At 70.7% G+C, this 20,122-nt stretch carries 19 protein-coding genes, 1 tRNA gene and 2 pseudogenes; 10 read left to right on the forward strand and 12 right to left on the reverse strand.

The genetic code is table 11. From position 1 onward, the window contains the following. Window positions 1-6: 6 nt before the first annotated feature. Window positions 7-450 carry a winged helix-turn-helix transcriptional regulator gene (locus tag ACIBAI_RS13545; protein WP_399033804.1) on the reverse strand — a complete coding sequence of 148 codons (444 nt, stop codon included), beginning with the start codon at window positions 448-450 and terminating at the stop codon, window positions 7-9. A 200-nt stretch (window positions 451-650) separates the two neighbouring features. On the opposite strand from ACIBAI_RS13545, the gene ACIBAI_RS13550 reads away from it, so the two are divergent. Both ACIBAI_RS13550 and ACIBAI_RS13555 read left to right on the forward strand, forming a co-directional pair. Next, window positions 651-980, forward strand: coding sequence for a hypothetical protein (locus ACIBAI_RS13550; protein WP_399033806.1), 330 nt, complete (start codon window positions 651-653; stop codon window positions 978-980). Window positions 981-1,221: 241 nt separating this feature from the next. Next, entirely contained in the window at window positions 1,222-1,662 is a 441-nt protein-coding gene (locus ACIBAI_RS13555) for a hypothetical protein (protein ID WP_399033808.1), read from the forward strand. Window positions 1,663-2,054: 392 nt separating this feature from the next. Here the strand turns inward: ACIBAI_RS13555 and ACIBAI_RS13560 are convergent, their stop codons facing one another. The 6 genes and pseudogenes from ACIBAI_RS13560 to ACIBAI_RS13585 all read right to left on the reverse strand — a co-directional run. Continuing rightward, a complete protein-coding gene (locus tag ACIBAI_RS13560) occupies window positions 2,055-2,621 on the reverse strand; it encodes a GPP34 family phosphoprotein (protein ID WP_399033809.1) in 567 nt (188 codons plus the stop codon). After that, on the reverse strand, window positions 2,582-2,773 hold the full coding sequence (locus ACIBAI_RS13565) for a hypothetical protein (protein WP_399033990.1): 192 nt from the start codon (window positions 2,771-2,773) through the stop codon (window positions 2,582-2,584). The genes ACIBAI_RS13560 and ACIBAI_RS13565 overlap by 40 nt, the downstream gene beginning before the upstream one ends. 115 nt (window positions 2,774-2,888) lie before the next feature. Next, window positions 2,889-3,113, reverse strand: a complete 225-nt coding sequence (locus tag ACIBAI_RS13570; RefSeq protein ID WP_399033811.1) for a cold-shock protein — start codon at window positions 3,111-3,113, stop codon at window positions 2,889-2,891. Window positions 3,114-3,391: 278 nt separating this feature from the next. Continuing rightward, a complete protein-coding gene (locus tag ACIBAI_RS13575; protein ID WP_399033813.1) occupies window positions 3,392-3,865 on the reverse strand; it encodes a DUF6924 domain-containing protein in 474 nt (157 codons plus the stop codon). Further along, window positions 3,862-4,179, reverse strand: a complete 318-nt coding sequence (locus ACIBAI_RS13580; RefSeq protein ID WP_399033979.1) for a transposase family protein — start codon at window positions 4,177-4,179, stop codon at window positions 3,862-3,864. The genes ACIBAI_RS13575 and ACIBAI_RS13580 overlap by 4 nt, the downstream gene beginning before the upstream one ends. A 75-nt stretch (window positions 4,180-4,254) precedes the next feature. Continuing rightward, window positions 4,255-4,756, reverse strand: a pseudogene (locus ACIBAI_RS13585) (DUF1152 domain-containing protein); the annotation flags it as partial. Here ACIBAI_RS13585 and ACIBAI_RS13590 point away from each other — a divergent pair. From ACIBAI_RS13590 to ACIBAI_RS13600, 3 genes are all read left to right on the forward strand, one after another. After that, complete coding sequence (locus tag ACIBAI_RS13590) at window positions 4,757-4,972, forward strand: UTRA domain-containing protein (RefSeq protein WP_399033815.1); 216 nt, start codon at window positions 4,757-4,759, stop codon at window positions 4,970-4,972. 59 nt (window positions 4,973-5,031) lie between these two features. Then, window positions 5,032-5,805, forward strand: a complete 774-nt coding sequence (locus ACIBAI_RS13595) for a class I SAM-dependent methyltransferase (protein WP_399033817.1) — start codon at window positions 5,032-5,034, stop codon at window positions 5,803-5,805. Between the two features lie 159 nt (window positions 5,806-5,964). Then, entirely contained in the window at window positions 5,965-6,939 is a 975-nt protein-coding gene (locus tag ACIBAI_RS13600; RefSeq protein WP_399033981.1) for a transposase, read from the forward strand. A gap of 143 nt (window positions 6,940-7,082) precedes the next feature. On the opposite strand, the gene nhaA is transcribed toward ACIBAI_RS13600, so the two are convergent. After that, complete coding sequence (gene nhaA, locus ACIBAI_RS13605; protein WP_399033819.1) at window positions 7,083-8,408, reverse strand: Na+/H+ antiporter NhaA; 1,326 nt, start codon at window positions 8,406-8,408, stop codon at window positions 7,083-7,085. 401 nt (window positions 8,409-8,809) lie between these two features. On the opposite strand from nhaA, the gene ACIBAI_RS13610 reads away from it, so the two are divergent. The 3 genes from ACIBAI_RS13610 (at window position 8,810) to ACIBAI_RS13620 (ending at window position 11,284) form a co-directional block, all read left to right on the forward strand. Next, a complete protein-coding gene (locus ACIBAI_RS13610) occupies window positions 8,810-9,403 on the forward strand; it encodes a DUF5994 family protein (RefSeq protein WP_399033821.1) in 594 nt (197 codons plus the stop codon). 305 nt (window positions 9,404-9,708) lie between these two features. Next, window positions 9,709-10,146 (forward strand): NfeD family protein, encoded by a 438-nt coding sequence (locus ACIBAI_RS13615; protein WP_399033823.1) that lies wholly within the window; start codon window positions 9,709-9,711, stop codon window positions 10,144-10,146. A 31-nt stretch (window positions 10,147-10,177) separates the two neighbouring features. Continuing rightward, window positions 10,178-11,284, forward strand: a complete 1,107-nt coding sequence (locus tag ACIBAI_RS13620) for an SPFH domain-containing protein (RefSeq protein WP_399033825.1) — start codon at window positions 10,178-10,180, stop codon at window positions 11,282-11,284. Window positions 11,285-11,769: 485 nt separating this feature from the next. Here ACIBAI_RS13620 and ACIBAI_RS13625 read toward each other — a convergent pair. Together ACIBAI_RS13625 and ACIBAI_RS13630 are read right to left on the reverse strand one after the other, a co-directional pair. Continuing rightward, window positions 11,770-13,484 (reverse strand): annotated as a pseudogene (locus ACIBAI_RS13625) (SpoIIE family protein phosphatase). 1,021 nt (window positions 13,485-14,505) lie between these two features. After that, a tRNA-Gly gene (locus ACIBAI_RS13630) sits at window positions 14,506-14,579 on the reverse strand. A 645-nt stretch (window positions 14,580-15,224) separates the two neighbouring features. Here ACIBAI_RS13630 and dcd point away from each other — a divergent pair. Together dcd and ACIBAI_RS13640 are read left to right on the forward strand one after the other, a co-directional pair. Beyond that, window positions 15,225-15,800 carry a dCTP deaminase gene (gene dcd / locus ACIBAI_RS13635; protein WP_344605534.1) on the forward strand — a complete coding sequence of 192 codons (576 nt, stop codon included), beginning with the start codon at window positions 15,225-15,227 and terminating at the stop codon, window positions 15,798-15,800. 10 nt (window positions 15,801-15,810) lie between these two features. Beyond that, window positions 15,811-16,308, forward strand: a complete 498-nt coding sequence (locus ACIBAI_RS13640) for a phosphoribosyltransferase (protein ID WP_344605532.1) — start codon at window positions 15,811-15,813, stop codon at window positions 16,306-16,308. A gap of 69 nt (window positions 16,309-16,377) precedes the next feature. On the opposite strand, the gene ACIBAI_RS13645 is transcribed toward ACIBAI_RS13640, so the two are convergent. Together ACIBAI_RS13645 and ACIBAI_RS13650 are read right to left on the reverse strand one after the other, a co-directional pair. Continuing rightward, window positions 16,378-17,382: a Yip1 family protein gene (locus ACIBAI_RS13645; RefSeq protein ID WP_399033828.1), complete on the reverse strand. Its 1,005-nt coding sequence runs from the start codon at window positions 17,380-17,382 to the stop codon at window positions 16,378-16,380. A 327-nt stretch (window positions 17,383-17,709) separates the two neighbouring features. Then, window positions 17,710-20,004, reverse strand: a complete 2,295-nt coding sequence (locus ACIBAI_RS13650) for a (Fe-S)-binding protein (RefSeq protein ID WP_399033830.1) — start codon at window positions 20,002-20,004, stop codon at window positions 17,710-17,712. Between the last annotated feature and the right edge of the window lie 118 nt (window positions 20,005-20,122).

Consider the following 20,122-nt stretch of genomic DNA (forward strand, 5'->3'; position numbering starts at 1 on the left):
GCCTTCTCAGGCGACGCGGGCGTCGTACGTCTCGCGGTGGGCGAGCACATCGTCCATGTGCACCTCGGCCCAGGCCTTGAGACCGCGCACCGTCTCGTACAGCGACAGGCCGAGATCGGTCAGCTCGTAGGAGACGGTGACGGGCACGGTCGGCACCACGGTGCGCGCCACCAGGCCGTCGCGCTCCAGGGAACGCAGCGTCTGCGTGAGCATCTTCTGGCTGACGCCGGCCAGCAGGCGGGACAGCTCCGAGTAGCGCATCGCCCGCGGCTCGCCCGCGCACTCGGCACCCGGCCGGTGCGTGCTGTCGCTGCCGAGCGCGGCCAGGACCAGCGTGACCCATTTGTTGGAGATCCGGTCGAGCAGCTTGCGGCTGGGGCAGGCCGCCACGAAGGCGTCGTACTCCGCCTTGGCCTGCTCCCTCCGCTGGGCCGCCGTCATCGTCGCCATCCGCCGCTCCTCTCACCGGTGAGCGCTGCACGCACTCCTCAACACCAGCTTCCTGTCGGGAAGTTGCATCCCCATCATGATGCAAGGTTCTGCCAGAGGCCGCCCCGGGCCGCCTGCGGACGGCGCGAACCGCTGAGCTCACCCACTGCGCCGAGAAGACGTGGACGGCACGAGAACCGCGACGGGCCGGCGCGGAGACCGTGGCCGATCCCGGCGCCGCAGCGGTACCGCACCTGCTCGCACCCGAGAACGCCTTCGGACTGGCGGCGATGGGGTCGGCCAACGAGATCTGCGCCGACGTGTGGATCCCGCACTTCACGGACGCGCCGGCGGACGCGCGCCCCCGCACCGGGGACGGACCGCGGGTGGTGCGCGCAGGCGCCGGCGACCTCTCTCCATGGCAGGGCTGCGACGAGTGGCTGCTGCTGCTCTCCGCCACCCGCTACGAGTTCCAGGACTTCACCGCGGTCCGCCCGGCCGCGCCCGTGCCGACCGGTCGGGAAGACGCCGGGCACGGAGGCGACACGTAGACAGGACGCGCGCCCTGGGAGGTCCGGCACAGCGACAGGTCCCCTGCCGGCGGAAGAACCCCGAACAGGGGGCCTGGGGGGGGCGGGCCCACTTCTCCTCCTGGAGCTTGCCGGGAATCTTGGCGAACTGGGGTTTCCCCGATCAGAGGCGGTGGACCTGTGTGCCTGGTGGTCGTCGTCGGCCCCTGTCGCGCAGGCGTGTCGCTTCGCCGGCTCCGCGTGCAAGGATCACCTCGTGGTCATGTGCGAGTACTTCTCGGCCTCCGACGACGATGCCGCCGTCCGAGTGCTGGACCAGCCCGGTGGCCCTCACCGGTCTGCGTTTGATGTGGTCCCGCTCAAAGGGTTCGATCCGGTGGTGGTGATGGCCCGCCTGGAAGCGGTCCTCACCGGGTGCACTTACGAGGAGGCCTCGGAGCGGCCTCGCTCTGGACAGGTGCTGTCGTCCCCGGAAGCCGAGAGCGCGTTCATCCTCAGCGTTTCCGACAGCCTGCAGGAGGCGCTGGCGTCGGCCTCGCACACATCCCTGATTGACGCCGCTGGGCGGTGGGCCGAAACCGATGAACTGCGGCAGTTCGGAGTCGCCCCTGAGACCGCGCTGGAAGCACTGGTCCAACTTGGCGGACTGGCCGACCGGGCGCGGTCGGCAGGGTTCCGGTTGTTCTGCTGGTGGGCGCTCTGAGATTCGAGGGCCGCAGCGCTTGCGGCACGACTCGTGCTGCCGGCGGGCTGAGGAGGCGATCAGTCACCGGTCTACTGACCACCGGTTCCGCTGACCAGCGGAACAGAAGAAGCGCACGGCTCCGACCAGGTCGGACGCCGTGGGCTTCTGTCGTTGTCGGTCGGTGTTGGGCGACCCCGTACAGCCCGGGGACGGCCCAGTGCCCGCGTTGTGTCTGCCCCTTTGCGGCCCCGTCGATGATGGCCCGGAATTCCGATTCATAGTTCCACAAGGACGGGCGATGAGGTTTACAGGATCGCCGTTCAGCTCTTCGGAGTCGTCGCCGACCATGATCGGCTGCTGAGGCTGCTGTACTTCTGGCAGGCCGCCTTTTCCTTCGACATCGCATTTCTCTACAGGGCGGGCTCGGCGATGACCGCGGCGAGAGCCGCCACTGTATCGCGGACCGTCTCTGCGAGTGCCGCGGCCGGCCCCTGCCCCTCGGCGATCGCGACGAACCGGGATTCGGCCGCTGCCGTATCGGCACTGTGGGACATGACAGACCGGAGGCCCGCGTGGTGCAGTACGGTGATCAGTGCGGCTATCCGCTCGTTGGAATTCCGGTCTTGGGTGAGCGCGGCGGCCAACCGCTCGCGCAGTGCCACGAGCACCGCGAGGTCCGTGACCGGATACCTGATCGATCCGAAGGCGCCGAGGACCCGACGATCCTGCCTGCGTACCAACTGCCTTGCTGACAGTCCGCCGTACACGGCGACGAATTCCTGCTCGCGTACGGCCAACAGCCATTCCCGAAACGTCTCCTCGGGATGGTTTCGCATGTGTTCAGCCATGACCGCTGCCGCCGGATCCGCCGGCGCAGGCGCCGATGTCCGGGCCGGGACGAGTGCGCCGTCACGCACTACTGCGTGCCCGGTTAAGGTCAGCTCCAGCGAGGCAGCCGCCGAAACGGCCAGAGACACCCGTAGTGGCGCCTCCCGCAGGGCGCCGCTCTTTTCACCAGGGCAAGCAGCACGATCTGTTCGCCGATTGTCAGATTCTCAATCATTTGTTCCCCTTCTTGACGCAGGAACGCGCCGGGGAATCCTTGTTTCCCGTTGAGAATCTCGGCCATCGGTTCAGGAGTTCGGGCAACGCGGTCCCAGGAGCTTCGGGTACCCGGCAGGCGAGACTGTGACGGACCGCTCGTAGCTACTGCCGTACGTCGTCGTCGGTGTCAGCTGTGGATGTCAGACTGGCTGAGGGAAAATGTTCACCGCTCGGTAGTCGTACCCGTCTTGCTTGAAGCCAGGGGCCTCCCACTCGAGGTCCACCCGCTGTCCCGGCGACAGCGTGCGGAAGCCTTCCATCTGGATATGGGAGTAGTGGCCCCAGCAACCGCCGGGCGTCTCCGGCGAGTCGAGCACGCCCCACCCTTCCTCGTCGTGCCACTCACGGACAGTCGCAGTCACCATGCGGGGAACCTTACAAGGTCGATCACCGGCGACCGCCGATATCGGTCAACCGAGCCCACGCCTGGGCCGATTGTCCAGTAAGGCCCGGCATCGGTCGCTGCTGTTCACGCTTGTCGGTGTCAGCCGGTGATGTCGGCAGCCGCATTCAGTTTTGACGGGTGCGGTTCTTCACTCCGGTGTGGAGTGCCGGCTTGAAAGGTCGTCACCACCGGACCGGGTCCGTTCCGGGGGAGGCCGGCTTGCGGAACGGTATGCATGGATCATGAGTGCATGCATCCTCAGGACCGGTAGATCCCCTCGGGATCATCGTGAGCCCATGCCGCGTACTCCTCGAAGCCCAGGTTGCCGATGCTCAGATTCGCGTGGACGTCGTGGACACCTGCGGGGATGGCGCGGAACTCGCGGCCGAACTCGGTCAGCTGTTCGTAGTCCTCCTCGTCCACGCACTCCTCCCGCGTCAGCGTGGTGACCGCCAGCAGCGCATGGCCCTCGGCCTGCATGGTTGTACGGTCGGCGAGAAAAACAACCGCCAGGTCGTCGTCGTCGCGGACCGCGGTCAGCACCTCGTCAACGGTCGCCCCCGCCCAGACCGGATCGTCGACGAAGTGGACGTGCGCCTCGTACTGCCTGTCACCCCAGGGCTCCATCAACGCCGCCGCCACGTCCTGCCACGCATGGTCGTCGTGGTAGTCGGTCCTGACGACCAGGACATCGAACTCATCACGTCTGGTGATGGCGGGCAACGCTCTCATGGATCCTTCTCCTCGGTGACGATCGGTGAGCCGTGCCCGACTGTCTCACGGGCCGTTCTCGAGGATGCGGGTCCGCAGAAGTATCGGCGCACCCGCAACCGGATGATGACCCGGCGCGACCCCAACGACCTTTCGTCCACGGTGCGTTGGTACGTGCTGTGTACGCGGCGGGCCTGCTTGCGCCGATTCGGGCACCGGCCTGGGCTGGCCGGTGACACCGCTTCCACCACCAGAATGCCGGAGGAGCCGCTCACCCCCTCCACCCGCACATCGATCCCGGGAAACAGCACATCCTCAACCGTCTTGCTCGCCATGGCAGGAAGGACGCTGCCGAAACGGCCAGCGTTCTTGCCGCTGACCTGGGGATTCACGGAACCGCGGACGGAGCCGCTCTGGGTGATGCCGCGGCTTCGGGGGCGGCCCCGAACCGGTCGAGCCGGGGCAGCACCGCCTCGGCGGCCAGCTCCGCCGCCGGCTGCTCCTTGAGCCACAGCGCCTTGCTGCGCTCGTAGTCGATCTCGGAGAAGCCGCACACCTCACGACTGAGGGCCTCGACCTCGTCCAGGGTGGCCGTCGTCATGATCGCGCGGGCCAGTCGGTTGCGGCTCAGGGCCTCGTCCAGGTCGACTTCGTGGATCGCCGGGCCCTCGTCGGTGAGGGGGACGGGGAGTCCCGCGTCCCGGACCTCGCAGGCGCCGCGTACTCCGCGGGCCGTCGCCGCGAGCATCCCGGTGGCCCCGGAGGGGTGCCACTCCAGAACTGAGCCGACCGGCTCCGCGTCCTTGGCCGTGAGGGTGTGGACGACCGGCCGAGCATGCCGCGCAGGTCGGCGACCGGCAGTTCCCCGTCCAGGCCCGGCCCCGCGATCAGCAACCGGATGCGCGCGTTCACGTGGCGGCGTGGAAGAAGGTCCGCTTCGACCACGTGACGGAACGGGTCTCGGCCCGGCTGCCCGAACGTGCCGAAGCCGAACTCCGCGGCCTCCCGGACGGCGTTCCCGTCCTCAGCGTCCTGGTCGTCGCGTGCGACGCCTCCGGGCAGGCGCTGCAAGTCTCCGACGTCCTGCTCCCGCCGAGCGGCAGGAACTGGAAGACACCCACCGGCTGAATTGAGTCGGCCCGTGGTGAGCTCCCGCAGACGGAGCATGTGACTACTAGGCTGCGACGATGGAACGCGTAACCGGCGTGCCCGAGAGTCCCGCTCAGCCTGCGGATCCGGTCCAGGCGAACGACTACGACAGCTTCGCCGAGGCGTACGCGGCGGAGAACGAGAACAACCTCGTGAACGCGCACTACGAGCGGCCCGCGATGCTGGCCCTCGCCGGGGACGTGACCGGCCGCCGCGTCCTGGACGCCGGCTGCGGCTCGGGCCCCCTGTCCGCCGCCCTGCGCGACCGCGGCGCCGTTGTCACCGGCATCGACGCCAGCGCCGGGATGCTGGCGCTGGCCAGGCGGCGACTCGGTGGCGACGTGGCCCTGCACATGGCCGACCTGCGTGACCGGCTGCCGTTCGGCGACGGCGCGTTCGACGACGTGGTCGCGTCACTGGTCCTGCACTACCTGGAGGACTGGGGGCCGACGCTGGCCGAGATACGGCGCGTGCTCAGGCCCGGCGGCCGGCTGATCGCGTCGGTGGACCACCCCTTCGTGGCCTACGCGATCCAGGATCCCCGGCCCGATTACTTCGCGTCCACCAGCTACACCTTCGACTGGACGTTCGACGGGCAGTCCTTCCCGATGAGGTTCTGGCGCAAGCCGCTGCACGCGATGACCGATGCCTTCACCACCGCCGGCTTCCGCATGTCCGTCATCAGTGAGCCGCAGCCCGACCCGGCCGCCCGTGACCTGTTCCCCGACGACTTCCACGCCCTGTCGACCAAACCGTGCTTCCTGTTCTTCGTCGTCGAGGTACCGGCGTCGGCCGCGAGTCCGGACGGCTAGTACCCCAGCCTGGTTTCACGATCTTGTGGCCGTACCCGGATGGGAACGGGTACGGCCACCGCGTGATCACCGGTTGGTGTGTGAACGAACGAAGATCGTGCGGTAGCCGCGGGCCATGGCGTAGACCCCGCCCGTTGTCGGGAGATGTTCGACCAGGCCATGGCCCGGATCGCGGGCCGTGTCGGCCGAGTCGAGCCGGGGGCGAGTGCCCGTGCCCGTCCGCTCGGGCTGCTGTCGAACGCGGAGCGGAAGAACTGCCGGCAGCCGGCCGAACAGGCCGGCCCGACCTGGCCGGGGCCGATGCGGCGCCTGCTGCGCTACGCCCGCTGGGATGCCGACGCCGTCCGTGATGACCTGCGTGCCTACGCCGTCGAACACCTCGGCACCGACGGCGCGGTGCTGATCGTGGACGAGACCGGCTTCATGAGGAAGGAGTACGCCTCGGCGGGAGTGCAACGCCAGTACACCGGCACCGCGGGGCGCATCGGGAACGCCCAGTTCGGGGTCTTCCTCGCCTGCACCACCAGCCGCGGGCGGGCGCTGGTCGACCGCCGGTTCCACCTGCCCGAGCACTCCTGGGTGACGGTGACGAAGCCTACGGGCAGGACCCTCGGCTTCGTGCCGCCCTTGAAGCCGCGCGGCACCGGCTACGTGATGGTCGTCGCCTGCTCGAGACGGATGCGGATCAACGCAGGCCCGCACGCCTGCCTGCGCGGACACCGTCGCCGCACGCCTGCCCGCCACCGCCTGGCAGCGGCACAGCGCGGGCAACGGCGCGAAGGGCCCGCGCCACTGCGACTGGGCCTGGATTCACACCGGCACCGACGAACACCGCCCCCTCCTGATCCGCCGCAACCGCACCACCGGCGAACTCGCCTTCTGCCTGTGCTGATCACCCACCACGGTCACCCTTGCGGAGCCGGTCCGCGTCGCCGGCGTCCGCTGGAGCGTCGAAGAGTGCCTCCAGGCAGCGAAGGGCCAGGTCGGACTCGACCACTACCAAGTCAGGCACTGGACCTCGTGGCACCGGCACATCACCCTCGCCGTGCTCGCCCTGGCCTTCCTGGCCGCCGTCGCCGCCGACGCGGCACCGAAGCGGCCCACCGATCCGCACCGCCCAGCCCGCAGCAGTGAACGGATCTCCTTGACCATCCCGGAGATCCGCCACCTGCTTACCGCCGTCCTCGGCCCACCGCTCGGCGCCAGGCGAGACCGTGGGCAGCCACGACGCGGCCACAGCACCCGCAGGGGGGCGGCCGGTGGGTGCTGTCCGGCGTTCAGTGCTCGCCCGGGGCGCCGGGCGCGGGTCTGTCCGTGCCCTGCTGGTGGACGTCGGGGATGCCGTCGGCGTCCGCGTCGCGGTTCTCCGCCTCCCACAGCCTGCGGTAGATGCGGTCACGGCGTTTGACCAGCGGCGCGGCCACGCCCGCGGCGAGCAGCGAGCCCAGCAGGACCGCGACCTTGACGCGCCCGGCGTCGGCCGGGTCGGGGAAGGACACCTCGGCGATCAGGAGCGCGACCGTGAAACCGATACCGGTCAGCACCGCGAGGGCGAAGACGTCGGCCCAGGCCAGGGCGGGATTGAGCCGGGCGCGGGTGAACCGGGCCGCGAGGTAGGTCCCAGCGAAGATCCCCACCGTCTTGCCGATCACCAGTCCCAGCACCACGCCCAGTGGCTCGGGGCGGGTGAACACCTCGCCCAGCGCGGAGACCGAGATGCCCACTCCGGCGGCGAACAGGGCGAACGACGGCACGGCGAAACCCGCGGAAACCGGCCGCAGCAGGTGAGCGGCGCGTTCCCCGGGTGAGGCGTCCTCCCCCGCTTCCCGGTCCCGGACGCAGCGCAGGGCCAGGCCCATCGCCACCCCGGACACGGTGGCGTGCACCCCGCCGTTGTACGTCAGTGCCCAGATGACCACGCCCAGCGGTACGTACCACCACCAGCCGCGCACCCGGAACCGCTGCAACAGGGAGAGGACCAACAGTCCGGCGCAGGCGCCCCCGAGCGCGACCGGCTGCAGGCCACTGGAGAAGAACACCGCCACGACGAGGATCGCGCCCAGGTCGTCGACGACCGCCAGGGTCAGCAGGAAGGCCCGCAGAGCGGTGGGCAGGTGGGTGCTGAGCACGGCGAGCACCGCCAGGGCGAAGGCGATGTCGGTGGCCATCGGTACCGCCCAGCCTCCGGTACGTCCGCCACCGGCCGTGACCGCGGCCAGGTAGATCGCCGCGGGTACCACCATGCCGCAGACCGCGGCGACGACCGGCAGGGCGGCCGTCGCCGGGGTGCTCAGCCCGCCGGCTACCAGTTCGCGCTTGAGCTCGATCCCGGCGACCAGGAAGAAGACGGTGAGCAACCCGTCGGCGGTCCAGTGCTGCACCGACAGGTCCAGCCCCAGCGCGGGTACGCCGAAATGGACGTCGCGCAGTGCCTCGTAGCTTCCGCTCCACGGGGTGTTCGCCCATACGAGCGCCACCACGGCGGCCCCCAGCAGCACCAGGCCGCCGACCGTCTCCGTCCGCAGGGCCCGGGCCACCTGCACGCGCTCCGGCCAGGGCAGCAGCCCGAGGAAGGCCGAACGCTCATGCGGTGCGGGGCACAATGAGGCACCTCCTGGGGGTAGCGCCGTATAGCCACAAAACCTGCTTTGTGTGCTTTCGGCGCATTTCCATACGCTATCGTCGCAGCCTCCCCGGCCCGCGCATCTGCCCGGGCACATCCGGGCGCCGCCCGTCCGCGCGACCTGGACGGCGGTGGCGTCGCCATCGGCACCGAGCGAACCGGCACCGGCACCGAGCGAGTGGATCCGGAGCGCCCGGGCCCACCATGATCAGCTGTGCGCCTCGGCGCTCGGTACGGCCGTCCGTCGGGGTCGTCCGGCCCGTCCGGGGAGTAGGCTGAAGTCACCGAGGACATTTCGCACACCGGCTTCCAGGCCGGTGTCGTTTTCGGTGATCGAATACGCCGGGCCGGCCGCGGTCGGCCCGGGGCAGGGTTCGGATCATGACTGAGACCGTTCACCGCCCGCCGGCAGCCGAAGCCGACGACCGGTTCCCCCCGTCCTCTCCTCGGCTGTCGCTTGCTCCCGCCGGCCCCGCGCCGGCACTGCTGGACGGCGCCTGGTGGCCCCGCTCCCGCGATCTGGCGGCGGAACTCCCCGCCCTGACGGCCGTACTGGATCCCCGGTGGGGGCGGATCACCCGGGTCACGGTCAATCCCACCCATTGGCCGGTCGTACCGCACAAGGTGTCCGTCGCCGGGCACGTGGTGAAGGTGGGCTGGTTCCTGTCCGAGCAGGACCCGCACGAGCTGCTGCTCCTCTCGTACCGCACGGGCCGCTGGAACCTCCTGGTGGTCCCGCCGCGGACGAACCCCGGCACGGCCGCCCGGCTGATGGCCGCCGCGAGCGATCCGCTCGGTACGTCGACCGCGAGCCGGCTGATGGAGGAAGCGGTCCGCCCGCGGACGGTGGACGAGGCCGGCCGGGCCGGGGAGGCATGGGACTCCGAAGGCGGCCACGAGGTCCGCGATCCGGCCGTACGTCCACGGATTCCGGCCGTGACCGCCGCGACGCCGACTCAGCAGAGGGGAAGGTGAGGGCCGTGGAGACGTTCGTGACCGTGGCTGTGATCCTGGCAGTGATCGCTCTCGGGGCGATCCTCATCCACCGCCTCAACTCGCAGCACGGAGACCGCACCACCGCCTTCCACTACGGCCGCTCCGGGGCACCCGTCCGGGGGCCGGCCCCGTCGGCTCCGCGCGGGGCCCGCGGCCGTCACCACGGCGGACACAGGTGGCTCCAGCACCGCAGCCGTAAGGCATCCGGCTGAGCCCGGGCGCCCGTCCGCCCGGTGTTCCGGGAGGCGGCCCGGTGAGGAAGGACGCTGAAGGAGGGTGATCCGATGCCGTGGTTCGTGTGGCTGCTCGCCGCCACGGCGCTGGGTGTCGCGGAGTTCTTCACACTGACGCTGGTCTTCGGGTTGCTGGCGGGCGCCGCGCTGGTCGCCGCCGTCGTCGCCGGTGCCGGCATCGGTCTCCTCGGCCAGCTCGTGGCCCTCGGAGCGGCAGCGGCGGCGGGCCTTCTCGTCGTCCGTCCTGTCGCGCTGCGGCACATGGCACAGCAACCCCTCGTCCGCGAGGGCAGTGACGCGCTGATCGGCAGGCGGGCCGAGGTCGTGCAGGAGGTCACCGCGACCCGTGGCCTGATCAAGCTCTCCGGCGAGGAGTGGTCCGCGCGCGCCCTCGACGAGAGCCTGGTGATCCCGGTGGGAGCGCTGGTGGACGTCATGGAGATCGAAGGCGCCACGGCCGTCGTCCACCCCCGCGAACTCCTTCCTTGAACGACTGAACACAGGCAGCGACGGAGGCACTGTGGACCCGGTTGTCATCCCCATCCTCGTGGCGGCCCTCGTCGTCGTCTTCCTCGTGGCCGCCACGGTGCGGATCGTCCCGCAGGCGCGCCGTTACAACATCGAGCGGTTCGGCCGGTACCGCCGGACGCTGCAGCCCGGCCTGAACCTGGTCCTGCCCGTGGCGGACCGCATCAACACCAAACTCGACGTCCGCGAGCAGGTCTACTCGTCCGACCCCAGGCCGGTTATCACCGAGGACAACCTCGTGGTGAACATCGACACCGTCCTCTACTACCAGATCACGGACCCACGGGCGGCGGCCTACGAGGTCGCCGACTACCTCCAGGCGATCGACCAGCTCACCGTGACCACGCTGCGCAACGTCATCGGCAGCATGGACCTGGAGGAGACGCTCACCTCGCGTGAGGAGATCAACTCCCGGCTCCGCGCGGTCCTCGACGACGCCACCGGCAAGTGGGGCATCCGGGTCAACCGCGTCGAGATCAAGGCCATCGATCCACCGCACACCATCAAGGAAGCGATGGAGAAGCAGATGCGGGCCGAGCGTGACAAGCGCGCGGCCATCCTGCACGCCGAAGGGGAGCGGCAAGCCAAGATCCTCACCGCGGAAGGCACGAAACAGAAGGACATCCTGGAGGCCCAGGGCACGCAGCAGGCCATGATCCTGCGGGCGGACGGCGAGTCCAAGGCGGTGGAACTCGTCTTCCAGGCCGTCCACCGCAACAATGCCGACCCGAAGGTCCTGGCCTACAAGTACCTGGAGACACTCCCGCACCTGGCAGGCAGCGACAACAACACGTTCTGGGTGATCCCGGGCGAGCTGACCGAGGCGGTGCGGACCGTCACCCGCGCATTCGGTGACGACTCGGCGGCAGGCCCTGCCGGACCCGTGCCGTCCAGGGAAACAGGCACCGCCGACGATGACGACACGCCGGACGCTCCCCGGACGGCGCAGCTCGACGCGGGTTCGACGGTTTCCCTGGACGCCGCCATGGCCGCCGGGGAGGCGGAGAAGGAGGCCGCCGCCGCGGTGAACGACGCCAAGGCGGAGGCCGAGGCCGCGAAGTCTCCCCAGGTGCGCCGGGGGCGGACGTCCGGCGACTGAGCCTTCCCGACGGCCGTGACCCGCCCTTCTTCGAGCCCAGGCCAGTGACCCGGGCTGGTGCAGTGGCGAGGCGTCGTCTCCCGCACCCGCCGGCGCCCGCCGGACGGGCACGGCGAGGAGCCTGGCCACGGGCCCGCCCACGGACCGCCCGGTCGCTCTCCCCGAGGACGGGGCCGGCCCGCGAAAGCCCTCGGTTCCCTCGGCCTGCTCCTCGCGCAAAGACGGCATCCGGCGAGGCGCCCCAGGTACCAGGGGCGCCCGCCTGCTCCCCGCGTGCAAGGACGGCGTGACGGCCGGTCACCGGTAGCGGCGTGACGGCCGGTCATCGGTACCGGAGGGGCGACGGGCGGTGTCGCCGCGCTCGCCCTGCCGACGCCGCGCGCTTCCCGCTCGCTCACCGCGGCCTCCTCGGCGCGGCCGCGCCGCTCGGCCGCCACGAGCGGGGGCGCGGGGGTGCGGCAGCCGTGGGCGGCGCCGCCGTCATCTCATGGCGGCGGCATGCGCAGGGCGAGCAGGGCCACGTCGTCGGCGCTGCCGGGAGGCACACGGGCGAGGACTCGGTCGCACAGCGTGTCCAGCGGTTCGTGGGCGAGGGCGAGGGCGTGCCGGCGCAGCCGGTCCAGCCCCGTGTCGAGGTCGCTGCCCGGTGTCTCGACGAGTCCGTCGGTGTACAGCAGCAGGGTGGAGCCGGGCTCCAGGGGGTGTGCGGCGTCCGGCCGGCCCGCACCGGTGACCGGACCGGTGCCGAGGAGCAGCCCCTGGCCGGCTTCCAGGTAGTACGCCGTGCCGTCCGGGGAGAGGAGCAGCGGGGGCGGGTGCCCCGCGCTGGTCCAGCGGAGCGTCCACGGTCCCGTGTCCGGGTCGCCCTCGACCCGGGCCAGGATCAGGGTGGCCAGAGGGACGGTGGTGATGACGGGCATGGCGGCGTCGAGACGGTCGACGACGGCACCGGGCGGACCGGTGTGGTCCCAGGCCAGTGAGCGCAGTATGCCGTGCAGTTGGGCCATGCCGGCTGCCGCGGTCAGGTCGTGGCCCACGACGTCACCGATGACCAGGGCGAGCGCGCCGTCCTGCAGCGTGAAGGCGTCGTACCAGTCCCCGCCGACCTGCGAGCCCGCCGGGGCGGGCTGGTAGCGGGCGGCCAGCCGGAGGCGGCCGGGCCGGGGCAGCGGGGCGAGCAGGTTGCGCTGCATGGCCTCGGCGACGGCGCGCTGACGGCCGTAGCGGCGGGTGTTGTCGATGACCATGCCGACCCGGCGGCCGACGTCGCTCACCGCCTCCAGGTCGCCGTCGTCGAAGGGATGCGCCGGGTCGGTGCGCACCACCGTGAGCGCCCCGGTGATCCGGCCCTCGGCGCCCAGCGGCACCGTGACGGCGGAGCTCGCGCCCACGACATCCAGGAAGCCGCTGTGGAGAGCGGCCAGAGGGGAACGTCCGGCGGTCGGTGCGACGGCTCCCACCCGCACCTGGAGCACGGATTCCCCGCCGGTCAGCGCCCGGCCCAGAGGGGAGTCCCCGGCCTCACCGGCCTCCGGGCCGGGGGCGCGCCGGCCCTTGAATCCGGCGTCCCGTCCCTCCGGACCGGTCACCGCCACACGGTGGACCTCCCCGGAACCGGTCCGGAGATCCACCGCCGCCCAGTCGGCGAGGCGGGGCACCAGCAGGCGCACCAGGCGGGCCAGGGCCTCGTCGGTCTCCAGGGTCTGCCCCAGTACGTCCGTGATCTCGGCGACCAGGGACAGCCGCTCGTTGAGGTCCTCCAGCGCGCGTGTGCGTGCCGTTCGCTCCCGGTGGACGCGGTGGCATCCGTGAACAGGAGGGCCATGCCCCTGCCGGAGCCGTCCTCCGCCAGGGGAGAGGCGCACCAGGAAACCGTCAGCAGACTGCCGTCGCCCCGCAGATAGGTGCCGCCCTCCCCGCGGGCTCCGCTCCCCTCGGCCAGCGCGCGCAGCAGCGGGCACCGGTCCCGCGGCACCTTGTTGCCGTCCGCATCCCGGTGCAGCAGATCGTGCGCGTCCGCGCCCCGCATCGCCGCGGTGGTGCGGTCCAGCAGCCGCCCGGCCGCCGGGTTCACGGCGACGATCCGTCCGGCGCCGTCCAGCACCAGCAGGGCCGTGTCCAGCCGCTCGACGACCTGCCGCCAGAAATCCGGGTCGCCCGCCGGCCACGGCCCCACGTCATCACCCACCGCACCACGCACGGGTCCTCCAGAGACTGTCTCCCGTCGATGGTCCTCCGACGCGGGCCCGCTCGCAGGGCGAAGCGGGGACGATCGGCCAGGGAAGCGATGCGGAGCCCGACGCCGCCGACGGCCTGCTCCCCGGCGGCCGTCGGCGGGGGCCTGCGGCGTCCCCGCCACTCCAGCTCCCGGCGTACGGAATCCCCGCCGCGGCACGGTGCCGTCCGTGCGCTCTGTCGCCCCGCGTCGTCTCCTCCCGGCGCATACCGCGCGCCTCGGCACGGATCCACGGATCCACGGGTCGGCGAAGCGGCCTGCGCCGTCACCGAGGTGACGGGGATCGAGGGCGGAGTCCGTACCGACGGTGAGGAGTGGACGGCCCGCTCCTGCGTGGATGTCCCACCCGCTCTGATCACAGGCCCGGTCGTGGCCCTCCCAGGCCGTGGGCCCGGCGACACCAGGCTCGGTGGTGACCGTGCGGCTCAGGAACGATCCGGGCGTCTCGCGGGTGTTCCCCTGCGGGTACCGCGGGCAGCTCGGGCTGCGGCAGTGGCCCGGCCTCCACCGGGGAACGAAGTATCCCGTCGTCTGGTGCCGCGTGATCTCCATGGGCACAGCGGCCTGGCGGGTCACCTGTCGGCGTCATCCAGCCCCAGCGGATCCGGCGAGCCTCGAGCAGGCTGCCGAGCGAGGCCACCTCGACCGTTCGCGGGGCCGCGAGCGGGACCTCCGCCGCGGCATCGACGTCCGCGCCTGCCTCGTGGTGGTCGGTGAGGACGGTGCCGGCGGTGTCCGCGCAGCAAGGAAGGCTGCGGGGGAGCAGGTGCTGCGGCCCGTGCGCGGGGTGGCGCGGCCGGCGTATTCGGCACGGCCTGTCCAAGACCGACCTGCGCATGCCGCCCCGCTACTCCCCACCTCCAGGCCGTTGGCCAGGGTGAACGCAGAAGTCCGGCTGGAGTGTTGTGGCACGTAAGGAGCACGCTGCACCCGAATGGGACCAGACAACAAGCGAACCCCAGGTCGCTGACCTGGGGTTTCAATCTGGAGCGGGTGACGAGAATCGAACTCGCGCTCTCAGCTTGGGAAGCTGATGTTCTACCATTAAACTACACCCGCGTAAGACGCCGACCGGTGGATATCCGGAGTCGGTGCCCGAACGCTCGCCCACTGTACCTCATCCCAGGCCCTCGGTGTTCACGCCGTGGGCCTGAGTGCGTTCCGGGGGGAGGGACGCGGCTGCGGGGGGCCGGAGTTGGGGCGTACGGTGGGGGTAGGAGAGGGGCCGGGCGGGGGCGGAGTGCCGCCTGGAGAGTCGTCTCTTTAATCCCGTAATGTGGCTTTTGTCGTCAGGCAGTTGGCCAGACGCGGCTCTTGGGGAAGGGACTCTAGGACTTGATGGAGCGCACCGTCGTCCGCTGTGCCGATGGGCACGTGTTCACCACCGCTTCGTTCCCGATGCAGCAGGCCGAGCGACTCGGCCCCGGACGGCTCCTGCGCTGTCCGCGATGCGCACGGTTGCGCAGTGTCGTGCCGGTGAGCTTGCAGAAGCGGTAGCAGGAGCAGAGGCGGCTGCCCGTGCGGCCGCGTGAGCGACTGCACGGGCAGGTGCGAAAAAGGACACGGGCACGGCCGCGAGGACGGCTGTGACCGTGTCCGCGGGACGCCGCGGCCGCGGCAGCGGTGCACCGTACCAGCAGTTTCCCGGGCGCGTGGAGTCGGCGCGATTGTGGCCGTTCCGCGCGCCTTGCGTATCCTCGGGGCGTGCTTCTCTCAGACAAGGACATCCGGGCCGAGATCGACGCCGGGCGGGTGCGGATCGATCCCTACGACGAATCCATGGTGCAGCCGTCCAGCATCGACGTGCGCCTCGACCGTTACTTCCGGGTGTTCGAGAATCACCGGTACCCGCACATCGACCCCTCCGTCGAGCAGGCGGATCTGACGCGGCTCGTCGAGCCCGAGGGGGACGAACCGTTCATCCTGCACCCCGGTGAGTTCGTGCTGGCCAGCACGTACGAGGTGATCACCCTCCCCGATGACCTCGCCTCGCGGCTGGAGGGGAAGAGCTCGCTCGGGCGGCTCGGGCTCGTCACGCACTCCACGGCCGGGTTCATCGACCCCGGCTTCTCGGGGCACGTGACCCTGGAGCTGTCGAATCTCGCGACCCTGCCGATCAAGCTGTGGCCCGGAATGAAGATCGGGCAGCTGTGCATGTTCCGGCTCACCTCGCCGGCCGAGTACCCCTACGGCAGCGAGCGGTACGGATCCCGGTACCAGGGGCAGCGCGGGCCCACTGCCTCCCGGTCCTTCCTCAACTTCCATCGGACCCAGGTGTGAGCGCGGCGACATGAGTGACGTACGAGAGAACCTGACCTACGAGCAGTTCGGCACCGCCGTCCGGGAGCTCGCGCAGACCATCGCCGACGACGGGTACGAGCCCGACATCGTGCTCTCCATCGCCCGGGGCGGCGTCTTCGTCGCCGGCGGGCTCGCCTACGCCCTCGACTGCAAGAACATCCACCTGGTCAACGTGGAGTTCTACACGGGCGTGGGGACCACCCTGGAGATGCCGGTGATGCTCGCGCCGGTGCCCAACGTCGTCGACTTCTCCGACAAGAAGGTGCTCATCGCCGACGACGTCGCCGACACCGGCAAGACGCTCAAGCTCGTGCGGGACTTCTGCCTCGACGCCGTCGCCGAGGTGCGCAGCGCCGTGATCTACGAGAAGTCGCAGTCGCTGGTGAAGTGCGAGTACGTGTGGAAGCGGACCGACGACTGGATCAACTTCCCGTGGTCCGTCCAGCCGCCCGTCGTCCGGCGCGGCGGACAGGTGCTCGACGCCTGAGCGGACGGCGGCGGAGCGACGACGAAGGCCCCCGGCTGTGCCGGGGGCCTTCGCGCATGGCGGGATCGTCTAGAACGTGCCCAGCTTCACGATCGACAGCAGCGCGGCCAGCTGGATCGCCGACGCGCCCAGGGCCTTCGGCCACGGCAGGTCGTGGGAGCGGTTGACCATCACGGTCAGCAGGGCGCCGGCCGCCACCCAGGTCGCCCAGCCCAGGATCTGCACGAAGGAGGCGTCGCCGCCGAAGAACATCGCGACGATCAGGCGGGGCGCGTCCGTGAGGGACATGATCAGCATGGAGAGGCCGACCGTGGGCTGCCAGGCGCCGTCGCCGCCGAGCTGGCGGGCCAGGGTGTGGGTGACCACGCCCAGGACGAAGGCGCTGAGCACCATCGCGACCGCCGTCGTCAGGACGATGGGGATGGCGTTCGACAGGGTGGCGCCGATCGCCTCCGCGCGGGCTTCGTCGAAGCCGAAGACCGCCAGCAGGCCGTAGAGGAACGTCACGACCAGGGCGGGGCCCCACATCGTGTAGTCGCGCATCTGCAGGAAGGTCTGGCCGGGGGCGGTGACGATGCCCTTCAGCAGCTCCTTCCAGTGCAGGCGCGGGCCGATCGGGCCGGGCGGCGGGGCCGAGCCCGCGCGGTAGGTCTCGCCCTGGCCGTAGGGCTCCTCGCCGATCGAGAACACCTGGGTGTGGCCCGGGTTGTTCGCCGCGTACGGGTCGTGCGGGCCGGCCGGGCCCTGGTCCGGCGGGTAGGTGCCGTCGCCGAAGTACTCCGGCTCGCCCTGGTCGCCGTAGCCGCCGTGGTTCCCCTGCGGCCAGGGGCCGCCGCCGCTGCTGCCGTACGGCGGCTGCTGCGGGTACGGCTGCGGCGCCGGGGGGTAGCCGTACGACGGTCCCTGCGGCGTCTGCTGTCCGTACGGAGGGTGTTGCGGTCGCGTCTGAGGAGCGCCGTTGTCCCGGCCGCGTCCGATCCTGAATCCAGCCACGCCTTCGAACGTACCTGGTCCCGAAGAATGACGTGCCGGGCCCGGGCGTCCGGACCCGGCTTTGCGGCCGAGCTGTGACATCCCCTAAGGGGGCGAACGGCCTTGTCCCCGTGGACGGTCGGGGATGGGCCGTACGGGGGAGGCCCCGGTCCGCGGCAGCGGTGTCACCTCGGCACGGCCCGGTCGGGCCCGGGGCGGCCGGACGCCGTCGGCGCCGGCGGCCGGGTCCGTCGGACCGTCCGCGTCGGCGGGAGTTCTCCCGGGGCCGCGGTGCGGCCGGTGATCAGGAGACCCGTGCCGGGGGGCGGGGGCGTACGCGCGTCCGGGGAGTCTCCGAGCCCGCGGATGCGACGACACCCCCGGGTTCCGTGCGGAACCCGGGGGTGTCGGACGCGGCGTCGGCGCCGGCTACTTCACCGGCTCCGGCTCCGGTGCGCTCTCCGACTCGGCGGTGCCCGCCGGGGGCTCGTCGTCCGGGGCGGGGGTCCTGACGGAGTCCAGCAGCAGCTGGGCCACGTCGACGACCTGGACCGACTCCTTGGCCTTGCCGTCGTTCTTCTTGCCGTTGACCGAGTCGGTCAGCATGACCAGGCAGAACGGGCAGGCGGTGGAGACGATGTCCGGGTTCAGGGAGAGGGCCTCGTCGACGCGCTCGTTGTTGATGCGCTTGCCGATGCGCTCCTCCATCCACATCCGCGCGCCGCCGGCGCCGCAGCAGAAGCCCCGCTCCTTGTGGCGGTGCATCTCCTCGTTGCGCAGGCCCGGGACCTTGCCGATGATCTCGCGCGGGGGCGTGTAGATCTTGTTGTGGCGGCCCAGGTAGCACGGGTCGTGGTAGGTGATGATGCCCTCGACCGGGGTCACCGGGACCAGCTTGCCCTCGTCGACGAGGTGCTGGAGCAGCTGGGTGTGGTGGATGACCTCGTAGTCGCCGCCGAGCTGCGGGTACTCGTTGCCGAGGGTGTTCAGGCAGTGCGGGCAGGTGGCGACGATCTTCTTGGCCGACTTCGGCTTCCTGGACTCCTCGGTGACCTTGCCCTCGTCGTCCAGCTCCTCGCCGAACGCCGTGTTCAGGGCCATCACGTTCTCCATGCCGAGCTCCTGGAACAGGGGCTCGTTGCCCAGGCGGCGGGCGGAGTCGCCGGTGCACTTCTCGTCGCCGCCCATGATCGCGAACTTCACGCCCGCGATGTGCAGCAGCTCCGCGAAGGCCTTGGTGGTCTTCTTGGCGCGGTCCTCCAGGGCGCCCGCGCAGCCGACCCAGTACAGGTACTCGACCTCGGACAGGTCCTCGATGTCCTTGCCGACGACCGGGACCTCGAAGTCGACCTCCTTGGTCCACTCCAGGCGCTGCTTCTTGGCCAGGCCCCAGGGGTTGCCCTTCTTCTCCAGGTTCTTGAGCATCGTGCCCGCCTCGGACGGGAAGGAGCTCTCGATCATCACCTGGTAGCGGCGCATGTCGACGATGTGGTCGACGTGCTCGATGTCCACCGGGCACTGCTCGACGCAGGCGCCGCAGGTGGTGCAGGACCACAGCACGTCCGGGTCGATGACGCCGTTGTCCTCCGCGGTGCCCACCAGCGGGCGCTCGGCCTCGGCCAGCGCGGACGCGGGCACGTCCCTCAGCTGCTCCTCGGACGCCTTCTCCTCGCCCTCCACGGTCTTGCCGCCGCCGGCCAGCAGGTACGGGGCCTTGGCGTGCGCGTGGTCGCGCAGCGACATGATCAGCAGCTTCGGGGAGAGCGGCTTGCCGGTGTTCCAGGCGGGGCACTGCGACTGGCAGCGGCCGCACTCGGTGCAGGTGGAGAAGTCCAGCAGGCCCTTCCAGGAGAAGTGCTCGACCTGGGAGACGCCGAAGACGTCGTCCTCGCCGGGGTCGGCGAAGTCGATCGGCTTGCCGCCGCTCGTCATGGGCGGGAGCGCGCCGAGGGCCGTGGAGCCGTCCGCGTTCCGCTTGAACCAGATGTTCGGGAAGGCGAGGAAGCGGTGCCAGGCCACGCCCATGTTGGTGTTGAGCGAGACCGTGATCATCCAGATCATGGTCGTGCCCAGCTTGATCATCGCGAAGAGGTAGACCAGGTTCTGCAGCGTGGCGACGCTCAGCCCCTTGAAGGCCAGGACCAGCGGGTACGAGGCGAAGTACGCGGCCTCGTAGTGGTCCACGTGGTGCAGGGCGCCCTCCAGGCCGCGCAGCACGTAGATCGCGAGGCCGATGGTGAGGATGACGTACTCGACGAAGTACGCCTGGCCCATCTTCGAGCCCGCGAAGCGTGACTTGCGGCCCGGCCGCGAGGGCAGGCTCAGCAGGCGGATCACGATCAGCACGAGGATGCCCAGGGTGGTCATCGCGCTGATGAACTCGATGTACAGCTCGTACGGCAGGAAGCCGCCGAGCACCGGAAGCGTCCAGTCGGCCTGGAAGAGCTGCCCGTAGGCGGTGATGATCGTCGGCGGCAGCGTCAGGAAGCCGACGGCGACGAACCAGTGGGCGATGCCGACGATGCCCCACCGGTTCATCCGGGTGTGGCCGAGGAACTCCTTCACCAGCGTCACGCTGCGCTGGTAGGGGTTGTCGGTCCGGCTGCCGGCGGGTACGGGCTGGCCCAGTCCGAAGTACCGGACGAACTGGCCGACGGCGCGCGCGAGCAGCGCAACGCCGACCACGGTCAGGACCAGCGACACGACGATCGCGGCGAGTTGCATGGGGGCTCCTCGGGCCTGCGAGGGGTTTGCGTCGGGGAACTCCTCGACGAGTTCCCCGAGATTACTAAGCGGTAACTTATGCAGTCCGTCTGAGACTACCCCTATCCTCCGCCGCACT

Origin of the sequence: Streptomyces sp. NPDC051041, from assembly GCF_044456065.1 — a bacterium.
GTDB lineage: Bacteria > Actinomycetota > Actinomycetes > Streptomycetales > Streptomycetaceae > Streptomyces > Streptomyces glaucus.

Excerpts from the sequence above, each read along its gene's own strand:
- ACIBAI_RS13545 (WP_399033804.1), bottom strand. The coding sequence starts at position 450 with ATGGCGACGATGACGGCGGCCCAGCGGAGGGAGCAGGCCAAGGCGGAG.
- ACIBAI_RS13555 (WP_399033808.1), top strand. The coding sequence starts at position 1,222 with ATGTGCGAGTACTTCTCGGCCTCCGACGACGATGCCGCCGTCCGAGTG.
- ACIBAI_RS13565 (WP_399033990.1), bottom strand. The coding sequence starts at position 2,773 with ATGGCCGAGATTCTCAACGGGAAACAAGGATTCCCCGGCGCGTTCCTG.
- ACIBAI_RS13570 (WP_399033811.1), bottom strand. The coding sequence starts at position 3,113 with ATGGTGACTGCGACTGTCCGTGAGTGGCACGACGAGGAAGGGTGGGGC.
- ACIBAI_RS13575 (WP_399033813.1), bottom strand. The coding sequence starts at position 3,865 with ATGAGAGCGTTGCCCGCCATCACCAGACGTGATGAGTTCGATGTCCTG.
- ACIBAI_RS13580 (WP_399033979.1), bottom strand. The coding sequence starts at position 4,179 with ATGGCGAGCAAGACGGTTGAGGATGTGCTGTTTCCCGGGATCGATGTG.
- ACIBAI_RS13595 (WP_399033817.1), top strand. The coding sequence starts at position 5,032 with ATGGAACGCGTAACCGGCGTGCCCGAGAGTCCCGCTCAGCCTGCGGAT.
- ACIBAI_RS13600 (WP_399033981.1), top strand. The coding sequence starts at position 5,965 with ATGGCCCGGATCGCGGGCCGTGTCGGCCGAGTCGAGCCGGGGGCGAGT.
- ACIBAI_RS13610 (WP_399033821.1), top strand. The coding sequence starts at position 8,810 with ATGACTGAGACCGTTCACCGCCCGCCGGCAGCCGAAGCCGACGACCGG.
- ACIBAI_RS13615 (WP_399033823.1), top strand. The coding sequence starts at position 9,709 with ATGCCGTGGTTCGTGTGGCTGCTCGCCGCCACGGCGCTGGGTGTCGCG.
- ACIBAI_RS13640 (WP_344605532.1), top strand. The coding sequence starts at position 15,811 with ATGAGTGACGTACGAGAGAACCTGACCTACGAGCAGTTCGGCACCGCC.
- ACIBAI_RS13645 (WP_399033828.1), bottom strand. The coding sequence starts at position 17,382 with ATGTCACAGCTCGGCCGCAAAGCCGGGTCCGGACGCCCGGGCCCGGCA.
- ACIBAI_RS13650 (WP_399033830.1), bottom strand. The coding sequence starts at position 20,004 with ATGCAACTCGCCGCGATCGTCGTGTCGCTGGTCCTGACCGTGGTCGGC.